Origin of the sequence: Mediterraneibacter agrestimuris (assembly GCF_943193195.1) — a bacterium.
GTDB lineage: Bacteria > Bacillota > Clostridia > Lachnospirales > Lachnospiraceae > Schaedlerella > Schaedlerella agrestimuris.
In genome coordinates, this window is the sequence record NZ_CALPDG010000054.1 from 1 (window position 1) to 18,094 (window position 18,094).

Below are 18,094 nucleotides of genomic sequence, written 5' to 3' on the forward strand. Positions count from 1 at the left end.
GGTGAAAGGGCGGATTCTATTTTCCCATCACACATTTTTACGGAGTTTGCAGCAAGTGCAAACTCCTATGCTGAACTGTTACAGAAAAGGAACAAATGTTCTGAAAAGGTATTGATTATCTGGATGTTATGTGATAAGATAAATACAGAACGAACGTTCTTTTTGAAATTTAGAGGAGAGGGGAACCGGAGATGGAACGGATACAGGTTCAGATGTCAATGTATGAAAAACTGCAGATTTTGTCAGATGCGGCAAAGTATGATGTTGCATGTACTTCCAGCGGAGTGTCAAGAAATGGTGATGGAACAGGTATGGGGAATTGCCGGGCGGCTGGACTCTGTCATAGTTTTGCTGCGGATGGAAGATGTATTTCTCTTTTGAAGATATTATTTACGAATGAATGTATCTTTGACTGCAAGTATTGTATTAACCGTTCCTCGAATGATGTGGTCAGAACTTCGTTTTCACCGGAAGAAGTGTGTACTTTGACGATGGAGTTTTACCGGAGAAATTATATCGAAGGTCTGTTCTTAAGTTCCGGTGTGTTAAAAAGTCCGAATTATACGATGGAACTGATTTATGCGACCCTTTACCGGCTGAGGAAAGTATGTAATTTTCAGGGCTACATTCATGTAAAGGCAATTCCGGGTGCAGATGAAGAATTGATTCGGCGTGTTGGATTTCTGGCAGACAGAATGAGTGTAAATCTGGAACTGCCGACGGCTGAGGGATTGCGTCTTCTTGCCCCGCATAAGACCAGAAAGAATATTCTTGCGCCTATGCGTCTTGTCCAGAACAAGATGAAGGAGAACAAACAGGAAATTATGATGTATCGGAACGCTCCCCATTTTGTTCCGGCGGGTCAGAGCACCCAGATGATTATTGGTGCAACGCCTGAATCAGACTATCAGATATTGAATGTGGCAGAATCGCTGTATAAGAAGTTCGATTTGAAAAGGGTATTTTATTCTGCATTTGTGGCAGTGAACAAGGATAAAGCGCTTCCGGCGCGAAGTGATGAGGGACCGCCGCTTCTGCGTGAACATAGATTGTATCAGGCGGACTGGCTGCTTCGGTTTTATGGATTTGAGGCAAAGGAGCTGTTAGATGAAGTGAATCCGAACTTTAATTTATTCCTTGATCCGAAGTGTAATTGGGCACTGAAACATTTGGAACAATTTCCGGTTGAGGTCAATCGTGCGGAATATGATCTGCTTCTGCGTGTTCCGGGAATCGGCGTTAAGTCGGCATTGAGAATTGTAAAAGCGAGAAGAATGGGGATATTGCAGTTTGAAGATTTAAAGAAGATGGGCGTTGTCCTAAAACGTGCTCTTTATTTTCTGACATGCAACGGAAAAATGATGTATAAAACGAAGATAGAAGAGGACTATATTACACGGAATCTGTTAAATACAAAGGAGAAGCTTCCAGATTCTGTAACAGGAATGACATATCAGCAGTTATCCTTATTTGATGATAAGAATTTTACTGAGAGTCAGGTGATGAATTTGACCAGATAAACATAATTATGTAAGAATGGGCTCAGAGAAAAGAGGTGATGTAATGAAACAGGTCTATGTATGCAGCGATACAATCACGGGAATGTTTTCTGCGTTTTATGATGCATGGAAGGAACGGCGGAATGAAGAAGTAGGGATTGGGTTAAAGGGAAGATTGGAACAGCAGTTGTTTTGTGAATATACCGAGGTGCAGGAAGAAGAACGTAAAGCAATTGCTATTGAGAGGCTGATTCAGAAGCATCTTGGATATAATACATACTGGGATATATATCATGCATTATTGTCTGATGATGCATATAAGGCAGAGGCAGTATTTCATGTCATGCAGGCAGCGCGCACGATCAAGAATAGTAAGAAGATCATGGAACATCTGAGTAATTCTGATGTGGCAAAAGTATTTGAATTGAGCAGAAGGGTAGGGAACGAATCACACCAGTTTATTGAATTTATCCGGTTTCGTGAGTTGGAGAATGGCGTTTTGTTTTCTGATATCAATCCGAAAAACAAAGTTCTGACATGTCTTGGGGATCATTTTACAGACAGGTTTCCGCTTGAGAACTGGCTTATTTATGATAAGATGCATAGAGAATGTATTGTGCACCGGGCGAGATATACATGGGTGCTGTTTCAGGACTTTGAATTAAATATAGAAATGACCGAAAATATATCGCCTAAGGAGCGGGAGTTTGAGCAGTTATGGAAAAAGTTTTTCAAATCCATTTCCATCAAAGAGAGAGAGAATCCGACGTGCCAGCGGAATCATCTTCCTTTACGGTTCCGTCCGGAGATGACGGAATTCGTGAAGGTAGACGTACTGTAGGTTGTAGGTTCAGGTCGTGTTGCTTTATGCCTTATTCAGATATGTCATAATCTGTGACAGCATCGGAAAATTTTATGTCCCAGATAGATTCTTCGATTGCTTGCAAACATTCATCTGTATGTTTGGCGATATCTTGTCCCCAGAAGTGAAGAACGGTATAACCCAGAAATAGAAGTTTTTTATCGTTTTCGTAATCACGATTCCGATTCCGTTCAATTTTTTTGATCCAGAAGTCAGGATTTTTACCCTTTTCAAGACGAAGTTTAAGAATCTCCCAGTCCTTTCCATGAAAAAATTCACTATCACAGAAAATAGAAATTTTATATTTGGTAAGAACAATATCGGGAGAACCGGGAAGGGCTTTATAATTTTTTCGGTAGCGATAACCTTTATGCCATAGAGCTTTACGGAGTAAGAGTTCGATGGAGGTATCTTTACTGTGAATTTTACGCATATTGTTTGAAATAGCGGCGGAATCTCGGGACATTTAAATACCTTCTTTCTGGTTAGGATTGATAGAATTTATTGAAATTATATTAGCAAAAAACATAAGAAATAGCAAATGGGATATGGGGAGTCAATCAGAAGAAGATTTTAAGAAACATGTGCGTGCAACAATTATGAAATATGGGGAGAAACTGGAATCGTATGATTTGAAGCGGTTTAATAATAATTTGATTGATCCTATCAAACTGATCTTTGATAAATCAGTGTACCGTACAAGTTGGGAAGAAATTGTGGGTAATGAGATTTTCCGGCAGAGAGATAAGTCAAATAATAATGATATAGGATATTTTCATCAGAACATTTTTTCATATTTCAAAGGCTGTGAAGTTCCACAGGCAGGTTGGGATGTTATTTACAGAAACCCAGACGGAATACAAATGCCAGATGGGGATATTGTACATACAATATATGTGGAAATCACAGAATATAAAATGGTCAACAAAAGTTGATGGGAAAAATGTACAGCACAGATTAATCCAACGGGTAAGCATGGATCAGTTCTATGCAATTCTGACTAGAGAAGAAGATGCATTTTATAAAATGTGTATGGTATTGCCAGAAGTAATAAATTCTGTTTTAAATGAAGAAGGTGGTGTTGAAGTACCGCATGATACGGTTATTGATGAACTAAGAAAAATGGCATCGTTATACGGTGATGAAAACGGTGAGCTGTCTATGGCAATGGCGGTATATATGCTTGGATTCAGTACATATATGGGATTTGGTGATAAAATCCGTGGCGAATTAGGAGAAGATAAAGACGGAATGCTTAAACGGCTTTATGAATATGTAAAAAGACTAAAATAGAATTGAGTATTAAAAAAATAACCATTCACACCTCGTGACATACCATTATAATATCGTTTAGATCAACGATTTGACGGCATTATTCAGTTGTAGAACAGTAACGACAGGAGCACATGGAAGAAGTCATTCACGCAGAAAAACACTGCATTCACGCAAAAAGTATTGTATAATAAGAAAAGAAAGAATATGATGATAACAACATCAGAGAGAGTTGATGAATTCAGATTATAGAAAGAAGGGAGAGGTATGGAATACGCAGTTTTTATTTGGCTCGGTCTGTTGATTGTATTTCTGATTATTGAAATCGCAACAGTTGGCTTGACAACAATCTGGCTGGCAGGCGGCGCACTTGTAGCGCTCATTCTGGAACTGGCGGGGCTGAGCATCTGGTGGCAGGTGTGGGGATTTCTGATCGTATCCTTTGTGCTGATTGTATTTACCCGTCCATTTGCGGCAAAATACATAAATTCCCATCACGAAAAAACGAATTATGAGGGGATTATCGGAAAAGTGGTTAGAATAACAGAAAAGGTTGATAACGTACAGGAAACAGGAACTGCGGTTGTAAACGGTCTTGAATGGACAACAAGGACGGAACAGAACGGGGAGATTTTAAATCCAGGAGATTTGGCAAAGGTTATCAACATTTCAGGTGTGAAATTGATCGTAAGAAAATATGAGGAGGAATAAGTTATGGCAAAGATTGTGACAGCAGTTATATTTTTAATTGTGATTATTATTTTGGTATCTTGTATCAAGATTGTACCGCAGGCGCATGCATATATTCTGGAGCGTCTGGGAGGGTATAAAGCGACATGGAGTGTTGGCGTTCATCTGAAAATGCCGATTGTAGACAGAGTGGCAAAACGGGTATCTTTAAAAGAGCAGGTTGTGGATTTTGAACCGCAGGCAGTAATTACAAAGGATAATGTAACTATGCAGATAGATACTGTTATTTTCTTTCAGATTACAGATCCGAAGAAATATGCATATGGCGTAGAGAGTCCGATTACGGCAATAGAGAACCTGACTGCGACTACACTTCGTAATATTATCGGAGATCTTGAACTGGATGAAACGCTGACTTCCAGAGAGACGATCAATGCCAAAATGAGAACTATTCTGGATATTGCAACAGATGAATGGGGAATCAAGGTGAACCGTGTAGAGCTTAAGAATATCATGCCTCCAAAGGCGATTCAGGATGCGATGGAGAAGCAGATGAAGGCAGAGCGTGAACGAAGAGAAGCAATTCTTCGTGCCGAAGGTGAGAAGAAATCTACGATTCTTGTAGCCGAAGGTGAAAAAGAATCTTTAATTCTGGAGGCAGAAGCGTCCAAGCAGGCTGCAATTTTGAAGGCAGAGGCAGAGAAGCAGAAACGGATCAAGGAAGCAGAAGGTCAGGCAGAGGCAATCCGCACTGTGCAGAAAGCAACTGCGGAGGGAATTGAGTATATCAAAGCTGCGGGGGCTGATAATACGGTTCTGACACTCAAGAGTCTGGAAGCATTTGCTAAAGCAGCAGACGGTAAGGCAACTAAAATTATTATTCCGTCTGAATTGCAGGGAATTGCTGGACTGACTAAGACGATTGCAGAGATAGCGGCTGTGGACAGCAAGGCTGAATGAGATTGTGTAACACAATTGTAAAGCGGGTATGAGCCGATATCTAAGAGATATAGATAGCTAAGGGGTAAATTATGGCAAGGATACTGATACTGGAAGATGAAGAACAAAGCAGAGAGGTACTTACGAGGATGCTTCAGAATATGTCCAGTGAGGTAACGGTGGATGCAGCAGCAGATCTGGCGACAGCCAGACTGCTGCTTGACAGCACCGTTTCTTTTGATTTATTTTTACTGGATATTAATTTGTGTCCGCAAGATACAGAAGATAAATCAGGTCTTTTGTTTGCAGAAGAAATCCGGGCAATAAGACAATATGAATTTACACCATTGGTTATGATCACTTCCATAGCGGGACTGGAGATTGATGCTTACCGTAAGCTGCATTGTTATCAGTATATTGTAAAGCCATATGTACAGGAAGAAATTCAAGAACTGGTAGATAAAGTACTGTTTCATATACAGGCGGAGCAGCAACCGTCTATTATAGTGAAGAAGGAAGGAATCAACTATAAAATTTCCTGTGATGAGATTGTATACTGCAAGGCGATTTCAAGAGGTGTGTGTATCTGTATGAAAAAAGAACAGATGGAAGTACCGTATCTGTCTATCCGTCAGTTGCTGGAAAAACTTCCAAAGAATCTGTTCTTTCAGTGCCACCGGATGTTTGTGGTGAATAAAAATGCTGTCCGATATTATGACTTGGTTAATCAGGTGATACAAGTGGAAGGGTATGACACAACGATAGATATTGGAGTGACTTATAAAGCAGAGGTCAGGAGGATTACACATGGATCGTTCTCTTAGAAAAATACCGTACAGAGTGTTTTGTGTGGTCTCACTTATCATTGGAATTTATATTATTGTAGATTTGCTGGTCAGCCGGACACTGAATATGAGAATGATTATTGTTTTTATTTTTCTTATCGTTCTTGTTTTCTGTGGAATGGCAGAACGGAAATTGAGTGAAGATATTATTCAGAATCAGGAAAAGGAATTAAAGCTCTACCAATTGTATATTCAGCCGGTGGAGGAACTGGTGAAAGAGATTCGTGGCAGACAGCATGAGTTTGATAATCACATCAATGCAATTTTAAATATGCATCTGACTGTACAGGACTATGATGAACTGGTAGAAAGGCAGTCTGCATATATTCATGAAATAAGACGGGATTCTGCCAACAGGTACTTGCCTCTTCTGCGAATCAGTGATAAGGTACTTGCAGGGTTTCTGTATAGTAAGATCGTCAGTTCTCCAGAAAATGTCGAAACAGATGTGGAAGTGCGGAACTGGGAAGTGATTTCCCAAACATCGGAACATCGGCTGATTGAAATCATCGGAGTACTGATGGACAATGCTTATGAAGCGGCTGCAGAGAGCGGTGGAAGAGTGAGGATCCTGCTGGATTCACAAAGTGACAGGGTTGTGTTTGAGGTCTTCAATCAGTACAGAAAACTGTCTTTTGAACAAATCGGACGCTTTTTTGAATATGGATATTCTACCAAAGAAACAGCAGGTCAAAAACGGGGAATGGGGCTGTCCCGCATCAAGAGCCTGACAGATAAATCTGGCGGAGAGATCATGGTCGGTCAGGAAGAAATCAACGGTGAAAATTATATTCACTTTACGGTGATAATCTAGTTTTTGTGCATGTATACGCATGAAAAAACAAAATCTAAAGAATGACGGCTTAGGAGAAATATGGGGAACATAGAGGAACAGGTCATTCGTCTCTCAGTCCGCAATTTGGTGGAATTTATTTTGAGAGAGGGTGATATTGATAACCGCACAACAGGTAGCATGGAGAAGGACGCCATGCAGCAGGGAAGCAGGATTCATCGTAAGATTCAACGGCGTATGGGTTCTGATTATCATGCAGAGGTTTCGTTAAAAGAGAATTTTTTATGTGAAGGATTCTATCTTCAGCTGGAAGGACGTGCTGACGGGATTTTTGAAGAGAACGGCAGTGTTTTTGTGGATGAGATCAAGGCGGTAATGCGGGATTTAAATCATATAGAAAAGCCTGTAGGTATACATCTGGCACAGGCGAAATGTTATGCATATATATATGCGGCGCAGAATCATCTGAAGGCGATTGGCATACAGATGACTTACTGCAATATCGAAACAGAAGATATCAAACGTTTCCGAGAGAGATATGCAATTGAAGAACTTGAGGAATGGATTACCAAACTTGTACATAAATATGAAAAATGGGCGAAAATCCAGATTGAATGGAGGCATATACGAAATGTTTCGATCCGGCAGACGGAATTTCCTTTTTCATACAGGGAAGGACAGCGGGATCTGGTAAGTGCTGTATACAGAAGTATTCTGCGAAAGAAAAAATTGTTTATTCAGGCTCCTACGGGAGTAGGAAAGACAATGGCGACAGTTTTTCCCGCAGTCCGCGCAGTAGGAGAGGGGCTGGGAGAAAAGATTTTCTATCTGACAGCCAAGACAATTACAAGAACCGTGGCAGAGCAGGCGTTTCAAACATTGCGGGAACAGGGGCTTCAATATAAAGTGATCACGCTGACAGCAAAAGAGAAAATCTGTTTCTGTGAGGAAACAGACTGCAATCCGGATGCCTGTCCTTATGCAAAAGGACATTATGACAGGGTGAACGATGCAGTGTTTGAGTTGATTACAAGTAACTATAAGCTGACAAGAGAGGTTTTAGAAGAACATGCAAAGAAGCACAATGTCTGTCCGTTTGAAATGACACTTGATGTTTCTTTGTGGGCAGATGCAGTAATCTGCGATTATAATTATGTGTTTGATCCAAACGCTCATTTGAAACGCTTCTTTTCTGAGGGTGGAGAGAGAAATTATATCTTTCTTATTGATGAGGCGCATAATCTGGTGGAACGCGGAAGAGAAATGTACAGTGCAGAAATTTACAAAGAAGATGTACTGAGTATCCGCCGCCTTGTAAAAACAGAAGATGTAAAATTAGCAAAAAGGTTGGACGAGTGTAATAAGCAGCTTTTGGAATTGAAAAGAGAATGTGAGAATTATCAGATTCATGACAGTGTTTCTCATATAGCATTGAAGCTGATGAATGTAATGGAGGAACTGGAACGGTATCTGGAAGAATGTCAGAATAGCGGAAAGAGAGAAGAAGTTCTGAACTTCTACTTTCAAGTGAGGGCTTTTTTAAATATTTATGATATATTGGATGAAAATTATATAATTTACACAGAAATGGAATCTGGCGGCAGATTTAAGTTAAAACTCCTATGTGTTAACCCGGCGGTGAATTTGCATAATTATCTGGAAAAAGGAAACAGTACCGTCTTTTTTTCCGCCACACTGCTTCCTATTCATTATTATAAGAAATTGTTAAGTGTGGAGACAGATGACTATGCTGTGTATGCAGAATCTTCCTTTCCGCAAGAAAACCGCTTGATTTTGCTGGGAACAGATGTAAGTACCAAATATACGATGCGCGGACCGGATATGTATGGGCGGTTTGCAGAATATCTGCTGCGTACAGTACATGGGAAGAAGGGGAACTATCTGGCATTTTTTCCATCTTATCGATTTATGGAGGACGTCTATGAACAGTTTCAGATAAAACAGAAAGACGAGATTGACTGTGTTGTACAGTCACAGTATATGAATGAAGAGGCGAGAGAAATCTTTTTGGAAACATTTGAAGAAGAGAGAGTGTGTCCTCTGGTGGGATTTTGCGTGATGGGAGGTATTTTCTCCGAAGGAATTGACCTGACGGAAGACAAGCTGATCGGCGCAATGATCGTAGGAACTGGAATTCCGCAGGTATGTAATGACAGAGAGATTATCAAGGGATACTTTGATGCAAAAAATATGTCCGGCTTTGATTATGCTTATCTGTATCCTGGAATGAACAAGGTTCTGCAGTCGGCGGGGCGTGTGATTCGCACAGAAGAAGATAAGGGAGTGGTTCTCTTGCTGGACGAGCGTTTTCTCGGACGGCGGTATCAGGAGATTTTCCCAAGAGAGTGGACAGGATTTGAAAAATGCCGGCTGGAAGATGTGCAGAAGTATGTAGAGGCGTTCTGGAAAGAGTAATGAAATGAAAATAAGTAAGTTCTAATTTGGAAAGGAATAAAATTATATGAAGGATAAACTGACCAGGAGTGATGTAAAGAAGATTCAGGAGGAAATAGAGCACCGTAAGCTGGTGGTGCGTAAAGAGGCTATTGAAGCAGTAAAAGAAGCAAGGGCACATGGAGATTTAAGTGAGAATTTTGAATATCATGCGGCAAAGAAGGACAAGAACCGTAACGAAAGCCGAATCCGTTATCTGGAAAGAATGCTGAAAACAGCGATTATCATCGATGATGCTTCCCGAGATGATGAAGTGGGAATCAACAACACAGTAGAATTGTACGTTGAAGAAGATGACGAAACAGAAACCTATCGACTTGTAACTTCTGTCCGCGGCAGTTCCATCAATGGATTGATCAGTATCGAATCCCCTCTCGGCAAAGCAATTCTTGGTAAGAAACTAAATGACCGTGTATTTATAAAAGTAAACGATAATTATGGGTATTATGCAGTGATCAAAAAGATTATCAATACAAACAATGATGAAGACGACAGAATACGAAGCTACTAAATTTGCGGAGAAATTAAAAAATCCCCCGGATACTATGACTGAACAGTAACAATAACATCATAGACGGGGGATTTTTCATATTGACAAATGATCGCTATATTTATTTTTCTGTATTCATGTTCTTATTCGCTGTCGATAACATCAGTTTAATCCGGTTTAGCTGGTTTACCTCGCTGGCGCCCGGGTCAAAATCAATTGCCACTACATTAGACTGAGGATACAGTCTGCGGAGTTCCTTGATAACACCTTTTCCGACTACATGGTTCGGCAGACAGGCGAACGGCTGTGTACATACAATGTTGCCTGCGCCGCTGTGGATCAGTTCCAGCATTTCTCCGGTTAAGAACCAGCCCTCTCCGGTCTGGTTGCCGAGAGATACAATCTCTGAAGCCATGTTTGCCAAATCCTGAATTTTTGCCGGTGCTTCAAAGTGATTACTTGCTTTAAATGCTTTTGTAGCCGGAGCACGGAACCATTCCAGAACTTTGATACCAAGATTCCCCATGACAGCTTTTGATTTCGGCAGTCCAAGGTGGGATACTTTGAAGTTTTGGTTGTAGAAGCAGTAGAGCAAAAAGTCAAGTAAATCTGGAACAACTGCTTCAGCACCTTCAGATTCCAGTAATTCGACAAGGTAATTATTTGCTGCCGGAAGGAATTTGACCAGAATTTCGCCGACTACTCCGACACGAGGCTTCTTGACATCTAACAACAGGATGTTGTCAAAGTCGTGGATGATGTCTGCGCAGAGCTTCTTGAACTTCCGTCTGGACGGATAACCGATGGACAGGAATTTCTTACATTCTTTCAGCCATTTTGCATGTATCCGATTGGTTTCACCCGGAATTGCTTCATAGGGGCGCATATGGTATACACATTTCATAAAGATATCTCCAAAGACAATTGCGTAAATTCCGCGCAGTACGAGGTTCGGAGTAAGCGTAAATCCAGGATTGTTCTCCAGACCGCTCAAATTTAGTGAGATGACTGGAATCTGTGAGTATCCAGCTTTTTTCAGGGCACGCCGGATAAATCCAATGTAGTTGGAAGCACGGCAGCCGCCGCCAGTTTGCGTGATGATTACGGCAACATGTTCTGCGTCGTATTCTCCGGAAAGGAGCGCTTCCATAATCTGACCAACAACAATCAGTGATGGATAACACGCATCATTGTTGACATATTTTAGTCCTATGTCAACGGCATGCTTGTTGTCGTTTGGAAGTACCTTGATATTGTAACCGTTGGCGTGAAACGCAGGCTCTAACAGTTCAAAATGAATCGGTGACATCTGTGGGCAGAGAATGGTATAATTCTTACGCATTTCCTTTGTAAACGGAGTCTTCTCGACAGATGCCGGCTGAATATTGTGTTTCTCTTTGCGTTGCTCGCGGACACGGATGGCAGCCAGAAGAGAACGGATGCGGATTCTTGCAGCGCCTAAGTTGTTAACTTCATCAATTTTCAAAGATGTATAAATCTTATCTGAATTTGTCAGAATCTCTGCCACCTGATCGGTAGTAACTGCATCAAGACCACAGCCGAAAGAGTTAAGCTGAATCAGATCCAGATTATCCACTGTTTTTACATAGGATGCAGCGGCATATAAACGTGAATGGTACATCCACTGATCCATGACATTTAACGGACGTTCCACCGGATTTAAATGAGACACGGAATCCTCTGTCAGCACTGCAATATTGTAGGAATTGATCAATTCCGGCAGACCGTGGTGAACTTCTGGGTCAATGTGATACGGACGTCCGGCAAGAACGATACCACGATTGCCTGTTTCATTTAAGAATCTGATGGTTTCTTCCCCTTTTTTTCGCATATCCTCCCGGCAGGCAGCCAGTTCCTCCCATGCAGTATGAACCGCCTGACGGATTTCTTCTTTGGAAATACGGAACTTATCTGCCAATTCTTCGGTTAGTCGATAGGAAATGGTTACCTCGTTCTGAAGATTTATAAATGGATGGATAAAATCTACTTCTTTATGAATGATCGGATCCATATTGTTTTTTATATTTTCAGGGTAGGACGTTACAATCGGACAGTTGTAGTGATTGTTTGCCTCTTTAAATTCGTTCCTTTCATAAGGAATCGAAGGATAAAAAATATGTGTGACTCCATGATTGATCAGCCATTGTATGTGTCCGTGTGCCAGTTTTGCCGGATAACATTCAGATTCGCTTGGAATGGATTCAATACCTAGTTCGTATATCTTTCTTGTAGAAGCCGGAGAGAGCACTACACGGAAGCCCAGGGTATTGAAAAATGTAAACCAGAACGGGTAATTTTCATACATATTTAATACACGCGGGATACCAATAACACCACGTCTGGCTTCTGATTCCTCCAGTGGTTTGTAATCAAAATACCGATGAAATTTGTAGTCAAACAAGTTTGGCAGTTTATTAGAACTCTTTTCCTTTCCAAGTCCACGTTCACAACGGTTGCCTGTGATAAAGCTTCTTCCGCCGCTGAAACGGTTAACTGTCAGACGGCAGTTGTTTGTACATCCTTTGCATTTGGTCATTGTGGTGGAATATTCTAGTGCTTCAATATGTTCAATGGAAAGCATAGTAGTGCCTTTACATTCGGTATAACGTTCTCTTGCGATCAATGCGGCGCCAAAAGCACCCATGATTCCTGCAATATCGGGGCGGATGGCTTCGCAGCCTGCGATTTTTTCAAAGCTTCGCAGTACCGCATTGTTGTAAAAGGTTCCGCCCTGTACAACGATATGGCTGCCAAGTTCGGAGGCATCAGATACTTTAATTACTTTAAATAAAGCATTTTTGATAACAGAATATGCCAATCCCGCAGAGATGTCCGCAACGGAAGCCCCTTCTTTCTGTGCCTGCTTCACTTTTGAATTCATAAACACAGTACAGCGGGTTCCAAGGTCTATTGGATTGCCGGCATATAATGCTTCATGTGCAAAGTCTTCTACAGAATAGTTCAGTGATTTGGCAAATGTCTCAATAAAGGAACCACAGCCGGAGGAGCAGGCTTCATTGAGTTGTACACTGTCAACGGTCTGGTTCTTGATCTTGATACACTTCATGTCCTGTCCGCCGATATCCAGAATGCAGTCTACATCTGGCTCAAAAAAGGACGCAGCATAATAGTGGGAGACAGTTTCAACTTCTCCTTCATCCAGAAGAAGAGCAGCTTTTATTAATGCTTCTCCATATCCGGTGGAGCAGGAATGAACAATTTCTGCCCCTTCCGGTAACTGGCTGTAAATATTTTTGATCGCGCCGATGGTTGTACCCAGTGGATCACCCTCATTGCTGTGATAGAAAGAATACAAGAGAGTTCCGTCCTCGCCCACCAGAGCAGCCTTGGTTGTTGTGGAACCGGCATCAATTCCAAGAAAGACCTTGCCTCGATAGGAAGCCAGGTCCTTCATCGGAACCTGATGATGGTTGTGACGTGTAATAAATGCCTCATATTCTTCTGTGGTGGCAAAAAGCGGCTCCATACGGTCAACTTCAAATTCCATTTGAATTTTTCTGGCAAGACGCTCCTGCAGCTTTCGCAATGCAACCGGCGTATCTTTTTTTGAATTCAGAGCGGAACCGATCGCAGCGAATAAGTGTGAATGACGGGGGACGATTATATGCTCGTCATCCAGCTTTAATGTACGGATAAAAGCTTCACGAAGTTCAGACAGAAAGTGAAGCGGACCACCGAGGAAAGCTACATGTCCGCGAATAGGCTTGCCGCAGGCGAGACCGCTGATCGTCTGATTGACTACAGCCTGAAAAATGGACGCTGCAAGATCTTCCTTGGAAGCGCCTTCGTTAATCAGCGGCTGAATATCTGATTTGGCAAATACTCCGCAGCGTGCGGCAATGGAATAAAGTGCCTGATAATTTTTGGCATATTCGTTCAGCCCGGAAGCATCTGTTTGTAAAAGAGAAGCCATCTGGTCAATAAAAGAACCAGTGCCGCCGGCACAGACTCCGTTCATACGCTGTTCTACATTGCCGCCCTCAAAGTAAATGATTTTGGCATCCTCGCCGCCTAGTTCGATTGCTACATCAGTCTGGGGCGCATAATCCTGAAGCGCGGAGGATACGGCGATAACCTCTTGAACAAAAGGGACACCTAAGTGTTTTGCCAGTGTCAGTCCGCCTGATCCGGTAATGACCGGAGATACGCGGATGGAGCCGAGTGTATAAAGTGCACGGCCGAGAAGATCGGAAAGTGTCTCCTGGATATTAGCGAAGTGCCGCTCATAATCTGAAAACAGAACTTCATTTTCATTGTTCAGTACCGCAATTTTTACAGTAGTCGAACCGATATCAATACCTAAAGTATGTAATTCGTTAGAATTCATATATACCTCATCCTTTTTATTACAAAAATATATTCCTGTTATTTCCTATTAAATGCTGTCAGTCGCCCGACAACTTTTTACATTATACGACAAAGCAAAAAAAAAGACAATTGGAAAAATAAACGAGATTATTTATTTTACAGAAAATAGATAACATCCGTTTGACAAAAGGTCAGGCAGAGGATACAATTACTTATGTATAAAAATTAAGAACAATATTAAAAAGAGGAGATTGAAGACATTTGAATTGGTTAGATAAGTTAGAAAGAAAGTTCGGACGTTTTGCGATTCCGAACCTGACAATGTATCTGATAGGCGGATATATCATTGGATATGGTGTTTACATGTTTATCCCCGGGACATTGGGGATGCTGACGCTGGAACCTGTGTATATTCTGCACGGACAAATCTGGCGGATCATTTCATGGGTGCTGATTCCGCCTCTTGGCAATGTATTTACCACAGTGATCATGCTGTTGCTATATTATTCACTGGGGAATGCATTAGAGAGAACATGGGGGGCATTTCGGTATAATGTATATATCTTTTCGGGAATCCTGTTTACAGTGCTAGGTGCTTTTCTGCTGAACTTTATTATGGGCGGCAATGCAGTTGGATTCGGAAATTATTTCAATACGATGTATATCAATATGTCTATCTTTTTGGCAATTGCGGTCAGTTACCCTAATATGGAATTGCTGCTGTACTTCATCCTGCCGATTAAGATGAAGTGGATGGGCATTTTTTACGGCATATTTATTCTCTATGATTTTATTATGGGAAATATGGTCATAAAGGTTACGATCGCAACCTCCTTGCTGAATTTCCTTGTATTTTTCCTTTCCAGCAGAAATATGAAGCCATATATGCCAAAGCAGCAGATGAGAAAACGAAAGTTCAAAAAGGAAACTTCCAGACCGCACATGACCTATGCAGGCGGGGCAAAACACCGCTGTGCAGTCTGCGGAAGAACGGAACTGGACGATCCGACGCTGGAATTTCGGTTTTGTTCCAAATGTAATGGAAATTTTGAGTATTGCCAGGATCATTTGTTTACACATGAGCATGTAAAATAAGAATATGGAAACAGCGCAGCATATGGATACAGTAAAACATATCTTAAGGAGAGAATCAATGAAAAAAACAAAAGTTGTATGTACAATGGGACCAAGAACAAGTGAACCAGAGATTATGAGAGGGTTGATCCGTGAGGGAATGGACGTTGCGCGTTTCAATTTTTCTCATGGTTCATATGAAGAACATAAGGCACGTATGGTTCAGCTAAGGCAGCTTTGTGAAGAAGAACGCAAAAATGTAGCAATTCTGCTTGATACAAAGGGACCGGAGATACGAACGGGTCTGCTAAAGGGTGGGAAAAAGGTTTTGCTGAAGTCGGGGGATACATTTGTTCTGACTACTGAAGAAATTGTAGGTGATGAAACAAAAGTGTCGATCACTTATACAGGTCTGGCAGATGATGTGGATACCGGAAAGCGGATTTTGATTGATGATGGTCTGGTTGAGCTGGAAGTGGTCAGCAAGGGAAATACAGAAATTGTATGTAAAGTTTTGAACGGCGGGGAGTTAGGAGAGCGCAAAGGTGTTAATGTACCGAACGTTCCGGTGCGTCTTCCGGCAATTACGGAGAAAGATAAAGAAGATATTCGGTTTGGTGTGGAGCAGGGGATAGACTTTATTGCAGCATCATTTGTAAGAAATGCAGAGTGTGTACTGGAGATTAAGGCATATTTGAAGGAACTAAACGCACCGTATACGCCGATTATCGCAAAGATTGAGAATGCGGAAGGTATTCAGAATATTGATGAGATTATCCGTGCGGCAGACGGCATTATGGTTGCCCGCGGTGACCTGGGTGTGGAGATTCCGGCAGAGGAAGTTCCGTATTTGCAGAAAATGCTGATCCAGAAGTGTAATGCTAACTTTAAAACGGTTATTACTGCCACACAAATGCTGGATTCTATGATTCGTAATCCACGTCCTACAAGAGCAGAAGTAACTGATGTTGCAAATGCCGTTTATGACGGAACAGACGCTGTGATGTTGTCCGGTGAGACAGCAGCAGGAAAGTATCCGATCGAAGCAGTACAGATGATGGTACACATTATTGAGAATACAGAGCAGCACCTGGATTACGATCAGATGATCGAGAAGGCAGGAGATCACCTGAAGTCCAATTTGTCCAGCGCAATCGGATATTCATCTGTTGTGGCGGCAGCTAATTTGAATGCCAAGTGTATTATTACGCCGACTGTTTCCGGTGCAACAAGCAGAGTAGTATCGAATCTCCGGCCGAAGCAGGCTATACTAGGAATTACACCGAATGAACGAAGCCTTCGCAGAATGTCTATTTATTGGGGAGTTATTCCGCTGAAGTCATTGGAATTTACGACAACAGATGATATTTGTGATGGCGCCATTGAATTGGCTGCTGTGAAGAAATATGTAGAAACGGGAGACGTGGTTGTCCTGACAGCAGGTATTCCGTCTCCAAATGTACAGAAAGAACAGAGCGGTGTAAGTAATATGATGAGAATAGCAACTGTTGAGTAGACAAAAAAGAACCCGACTTCAAACAGAAGATGGCAGTATCTTCTGTTTGATGCCGGGTTTCTCTTATTTTGATGCCCGTCGTAACAGTTCAGCCCAGGACTTTGCACTGGCTGCAAAGTCCGTGAAATAGCGTACAGGTAGAGATGCATCAAGCCACCACGAAGTGGTTTTGCATGGCTTGATGCCTGTAACAGGAAGCCGAAGGCTGAACTGTTATGCCCCGTCATCTTGCTGTGGGGTATTTGACTTGAAATAGTTTAGAAATTCTTCACTGGCTTTGGTCAATGGGATCTGCTCATTATATGCGATTACCAGTTCACGTCCGGGAAGTTCTTCTTTAGTTTTTACAATAAACAAATCGCTCATTTGCTTTGTGATACAGAAGTCGGGAACGAAAGCAATTCCCAGACCGATACGTGCAAGATCAATAAGCAGGTCATTGCTGGTCAGTTCAACTTCCGGAACCAGATCCAAATGATGCTGCTGAAAGAGACGGTGCAGAAATTCGCTTGTGGTACTCTTTTTGTCTAGCATCAGAATCGGATATTTAGAAAGGTCTTCGTAACTTAAAGGCTGGTCTTTTAATTGTTCAAAGGCTTTTCCTGCAATAAATACGTCCTTAAAGGATTTGATTTTGTGAATGGAAGAGACATTGCTCAAATAAGCGTTAGGGTAATTGGTGACGATCAGATCCACCTGTCCTGTTTCTAAAAGCTCCACGCACTTGATTGAGGTCTGATTGATGACCTTAATATGTGCCGCCGGGAAATCCCGGTGAAAGCGCTCCAAAAAGGGTACGAGAAAATAGCGGCAGATGGTATCACTGGCTCCGATACGAATCTGTCCGCCGGTGGAAGCGGCATCCAGAAGCTGTGCTTCGCCTCTGCGGATAAAATGCATGGCGGGTTCAATATGGCGGAGAAGGATTTCACCCTCGGGTGTAAGCTGTACGTGCTTTGTACTGCGGATAAATAATGTCTGATCCAGCTTGCGTTCCAATGTCTTGATAGATTGGCTGACGGCTGACTGGGAGATAAATAGTTGTTTCGATGCTTCTGAGAAGCTTAATGTTGATGCTACATGATAGAACACTTTATATAATTCATAGTTGATATCCATTATAAGACCTCCTAATAAATCTAATTTTAGTATAAGCTATATAAAATAAGAATGCAATCAGTTTTTTCTGAAAATACAGATAACAGTGAAATGATTGTTACTGTTCACACGGCATCTTGCACTGCGCTGCAAGGTGTCCGACCAGTGAAGTGATGACAGCGATATATCCA

The 18,094-nt window shown here is 41.7% G+C and carries 13 protein-coding genes and 1 pseudogene; 11 read left to right on the forward strand and 3 right to left on the reverse strand.

Going from position 1 to position 18,094, the window contains the following annotated elements; all coding sequences use genetic code 11:
• Positions 1-191: 191 nt before the first annotated feature.
• On the forward strand, positions 192-1,520 hold the full coding sequence (locus tag NFS18_RS16945; protein WP_251392435.1) for a putative DNA modification/repair radical SAM protein: 1,329 nt from the start codon (positions 192-194) through the stop codon (positions 1,518-1,520).
• A gap of 43 nt (positions 1,521-1,563) precedes the next feature.
• A complete protein-coding gene (locus NFS18_RS16950) occupies positions 1,564-2,340 on the forward strand; it encodes a TIGR03915 family putative DNA repair protein (protein WP_251392437.1) in 777 nt (258 codons plus the stop codon).
• 31 nt (positions 2,341-2,371) lie between these two features.
• On the opposite strand, the gene NFS18_RS16955 is transcribed toward NFS18_RS16950, so the two are convergent.
• Positions 2,372-2,827: a very short patch repair endonuclease gene (locus NFS18_RS16955; protein ID WP_251392438.1), complete on the reverse strand. Its 456-nt coding sequence runs from the start codon at positions 2,825-2,827 to the stop codon at positions 2,372-2,374.
• Between the two features lie 133 nt (positions 2,828-2,960).
• Between NFS18_RS16955 and NFS18_RS16960 the strand changes: the two are divergent.
• From NFS18_RS16960 to NFS18_RS16990, 7 genes and pseudogenes are all read left to right on the forward strand, one after another.
• Positions 2,961-3,654: pseudogene (locus tag NFS18_RS16960) on the forward strand (Eco47II family restriction endonuclease).
• Between the two features lie 246 nt (positions 3,655-3,900).
• Positions 3,901-4,344, forward strand: coding sequence for an NfeD family protein (locus tag NFS18_RS16965; RefSeq protein ID WP_251392439.1), 444 nt, complete (start codon positions 3,901-3,903; stop codon positions 4,342-4,344).
• 3 nt (positions 4,345-4,347) lie between these two features.
• Positions 4,348-5,283 (forward strand): SPFH domain-containing protein, encoded by a 936-nt coding sequence (locus tag NFS18_RS16970; protein ID WP_251392441.1) that lies wholly within the window; start codon positions 4,348-4,350, stop codon positions 5,281-5,283.
• Between the two features lie 71 nt (positions 5,284-5,354).
• Positions 5,355-6,086: a LytR/AlgR family response regulator transcription factor gene (locus tag NFS18_RS16975; protein WP_251392442.1), complete on the forward strand. Its 732-nt coding sequence runs from the start codon at positions 5,355-5,357 to the stop codon at positions 6,084-6,086.
• A complete protein-coding gene (locus tag NFS18_RS16980; protein ID WP_251392445.1) occupies positions 6,070-6,921 on the forward strand; it encodes a sensor histidine kinase in 852 nt (283 codons plus the stop codon). The genes NFS18_RS16975 and NFS18_RS16980 overlap by 17 nt, the downstream gene beginning before the upstream one ends.
• Before the next feature lie 60 nt (positions 6,922-6,981).
• Entirely contained in the window at positions 6,982-9,336 is a 2,355-nt protein-coding gene (locus NFS18_RS16985) for an ATP-dependent DNA helicase (RefSeq protein WP_251392447.1), read from the forward strand.
• 46 nt (positions 9,337-9,382) lie between these two features.
• Positions 9,383-9,886, forward strand: a complete 504-nt coding sequence (locus tag NFS18_RS16990; RefSeq protein WP_251392449.1) for a GreA/GreB family elongation factor — start codon at positions 9,383-9,385, stop codon at positions 9,884-9,886.
• 100 nt (positions 9,887-9,986) lie between these two features.
• Here the strand turns inward: NFS18_RS16990 and NFS18_RS16995 are convergent, their stop codons facing one another.
• Complete coding sequence (locus NFS18_RS16995) at positions 9,987-14,234, reverse strand: 2-hydroxyacyl-CoA dehydratase (RefSeq protein ID WP_251392453.1); 4,248 nt, start codon at positions 14,232-14,234, stop codon at positions 9,987-9,989.
• 242 nt (positions 14,235-14,476) lie between these two features.
• Here NFS18_RS16995 and NFS18_RS17000 point away from each other — a divergent pair, with 242 nt between their 5' ends.
• A complete protein-coding gene (locus tag NFS18_RS17000; protein ID WP_251392454.1) occupies positions 14,477-15,310 on the forward strand; it encodes a hypothetical protein in 834 nt (277 codons plus the stop codon).
• A 58-nt stretch (positions 15,311-15,368) separates the two neighbouring features.
• Entirely contained in the window at positions 15,369-16,805 is a 1,437-nt protein-coding gene (pyk, locus tag NFS18_RS17005; RefSeq protein WP_251392455.1) for a pyruvate kinase, read from the forward strand.
• Positions 16,806-17,018: 213 nt separating this feature from the next.
• Here the strand turns inward: pyk and NFS18_RS17010 are convergent, their stop codons facing one another.
• On the reverse strand, positions 17,019-17,924 hold the full coding sequence (locus tag NFS18_RS17010; RefSeq protein ID WP_251392457.1) for a LysR family transcriptional regulator: 906 nt from the start codon (positions 17,922-17,924) through the stop codon (positions 17,019-17,021).
• Positions 17,925-18,094 lie beyond the last annotated feature (170 nt).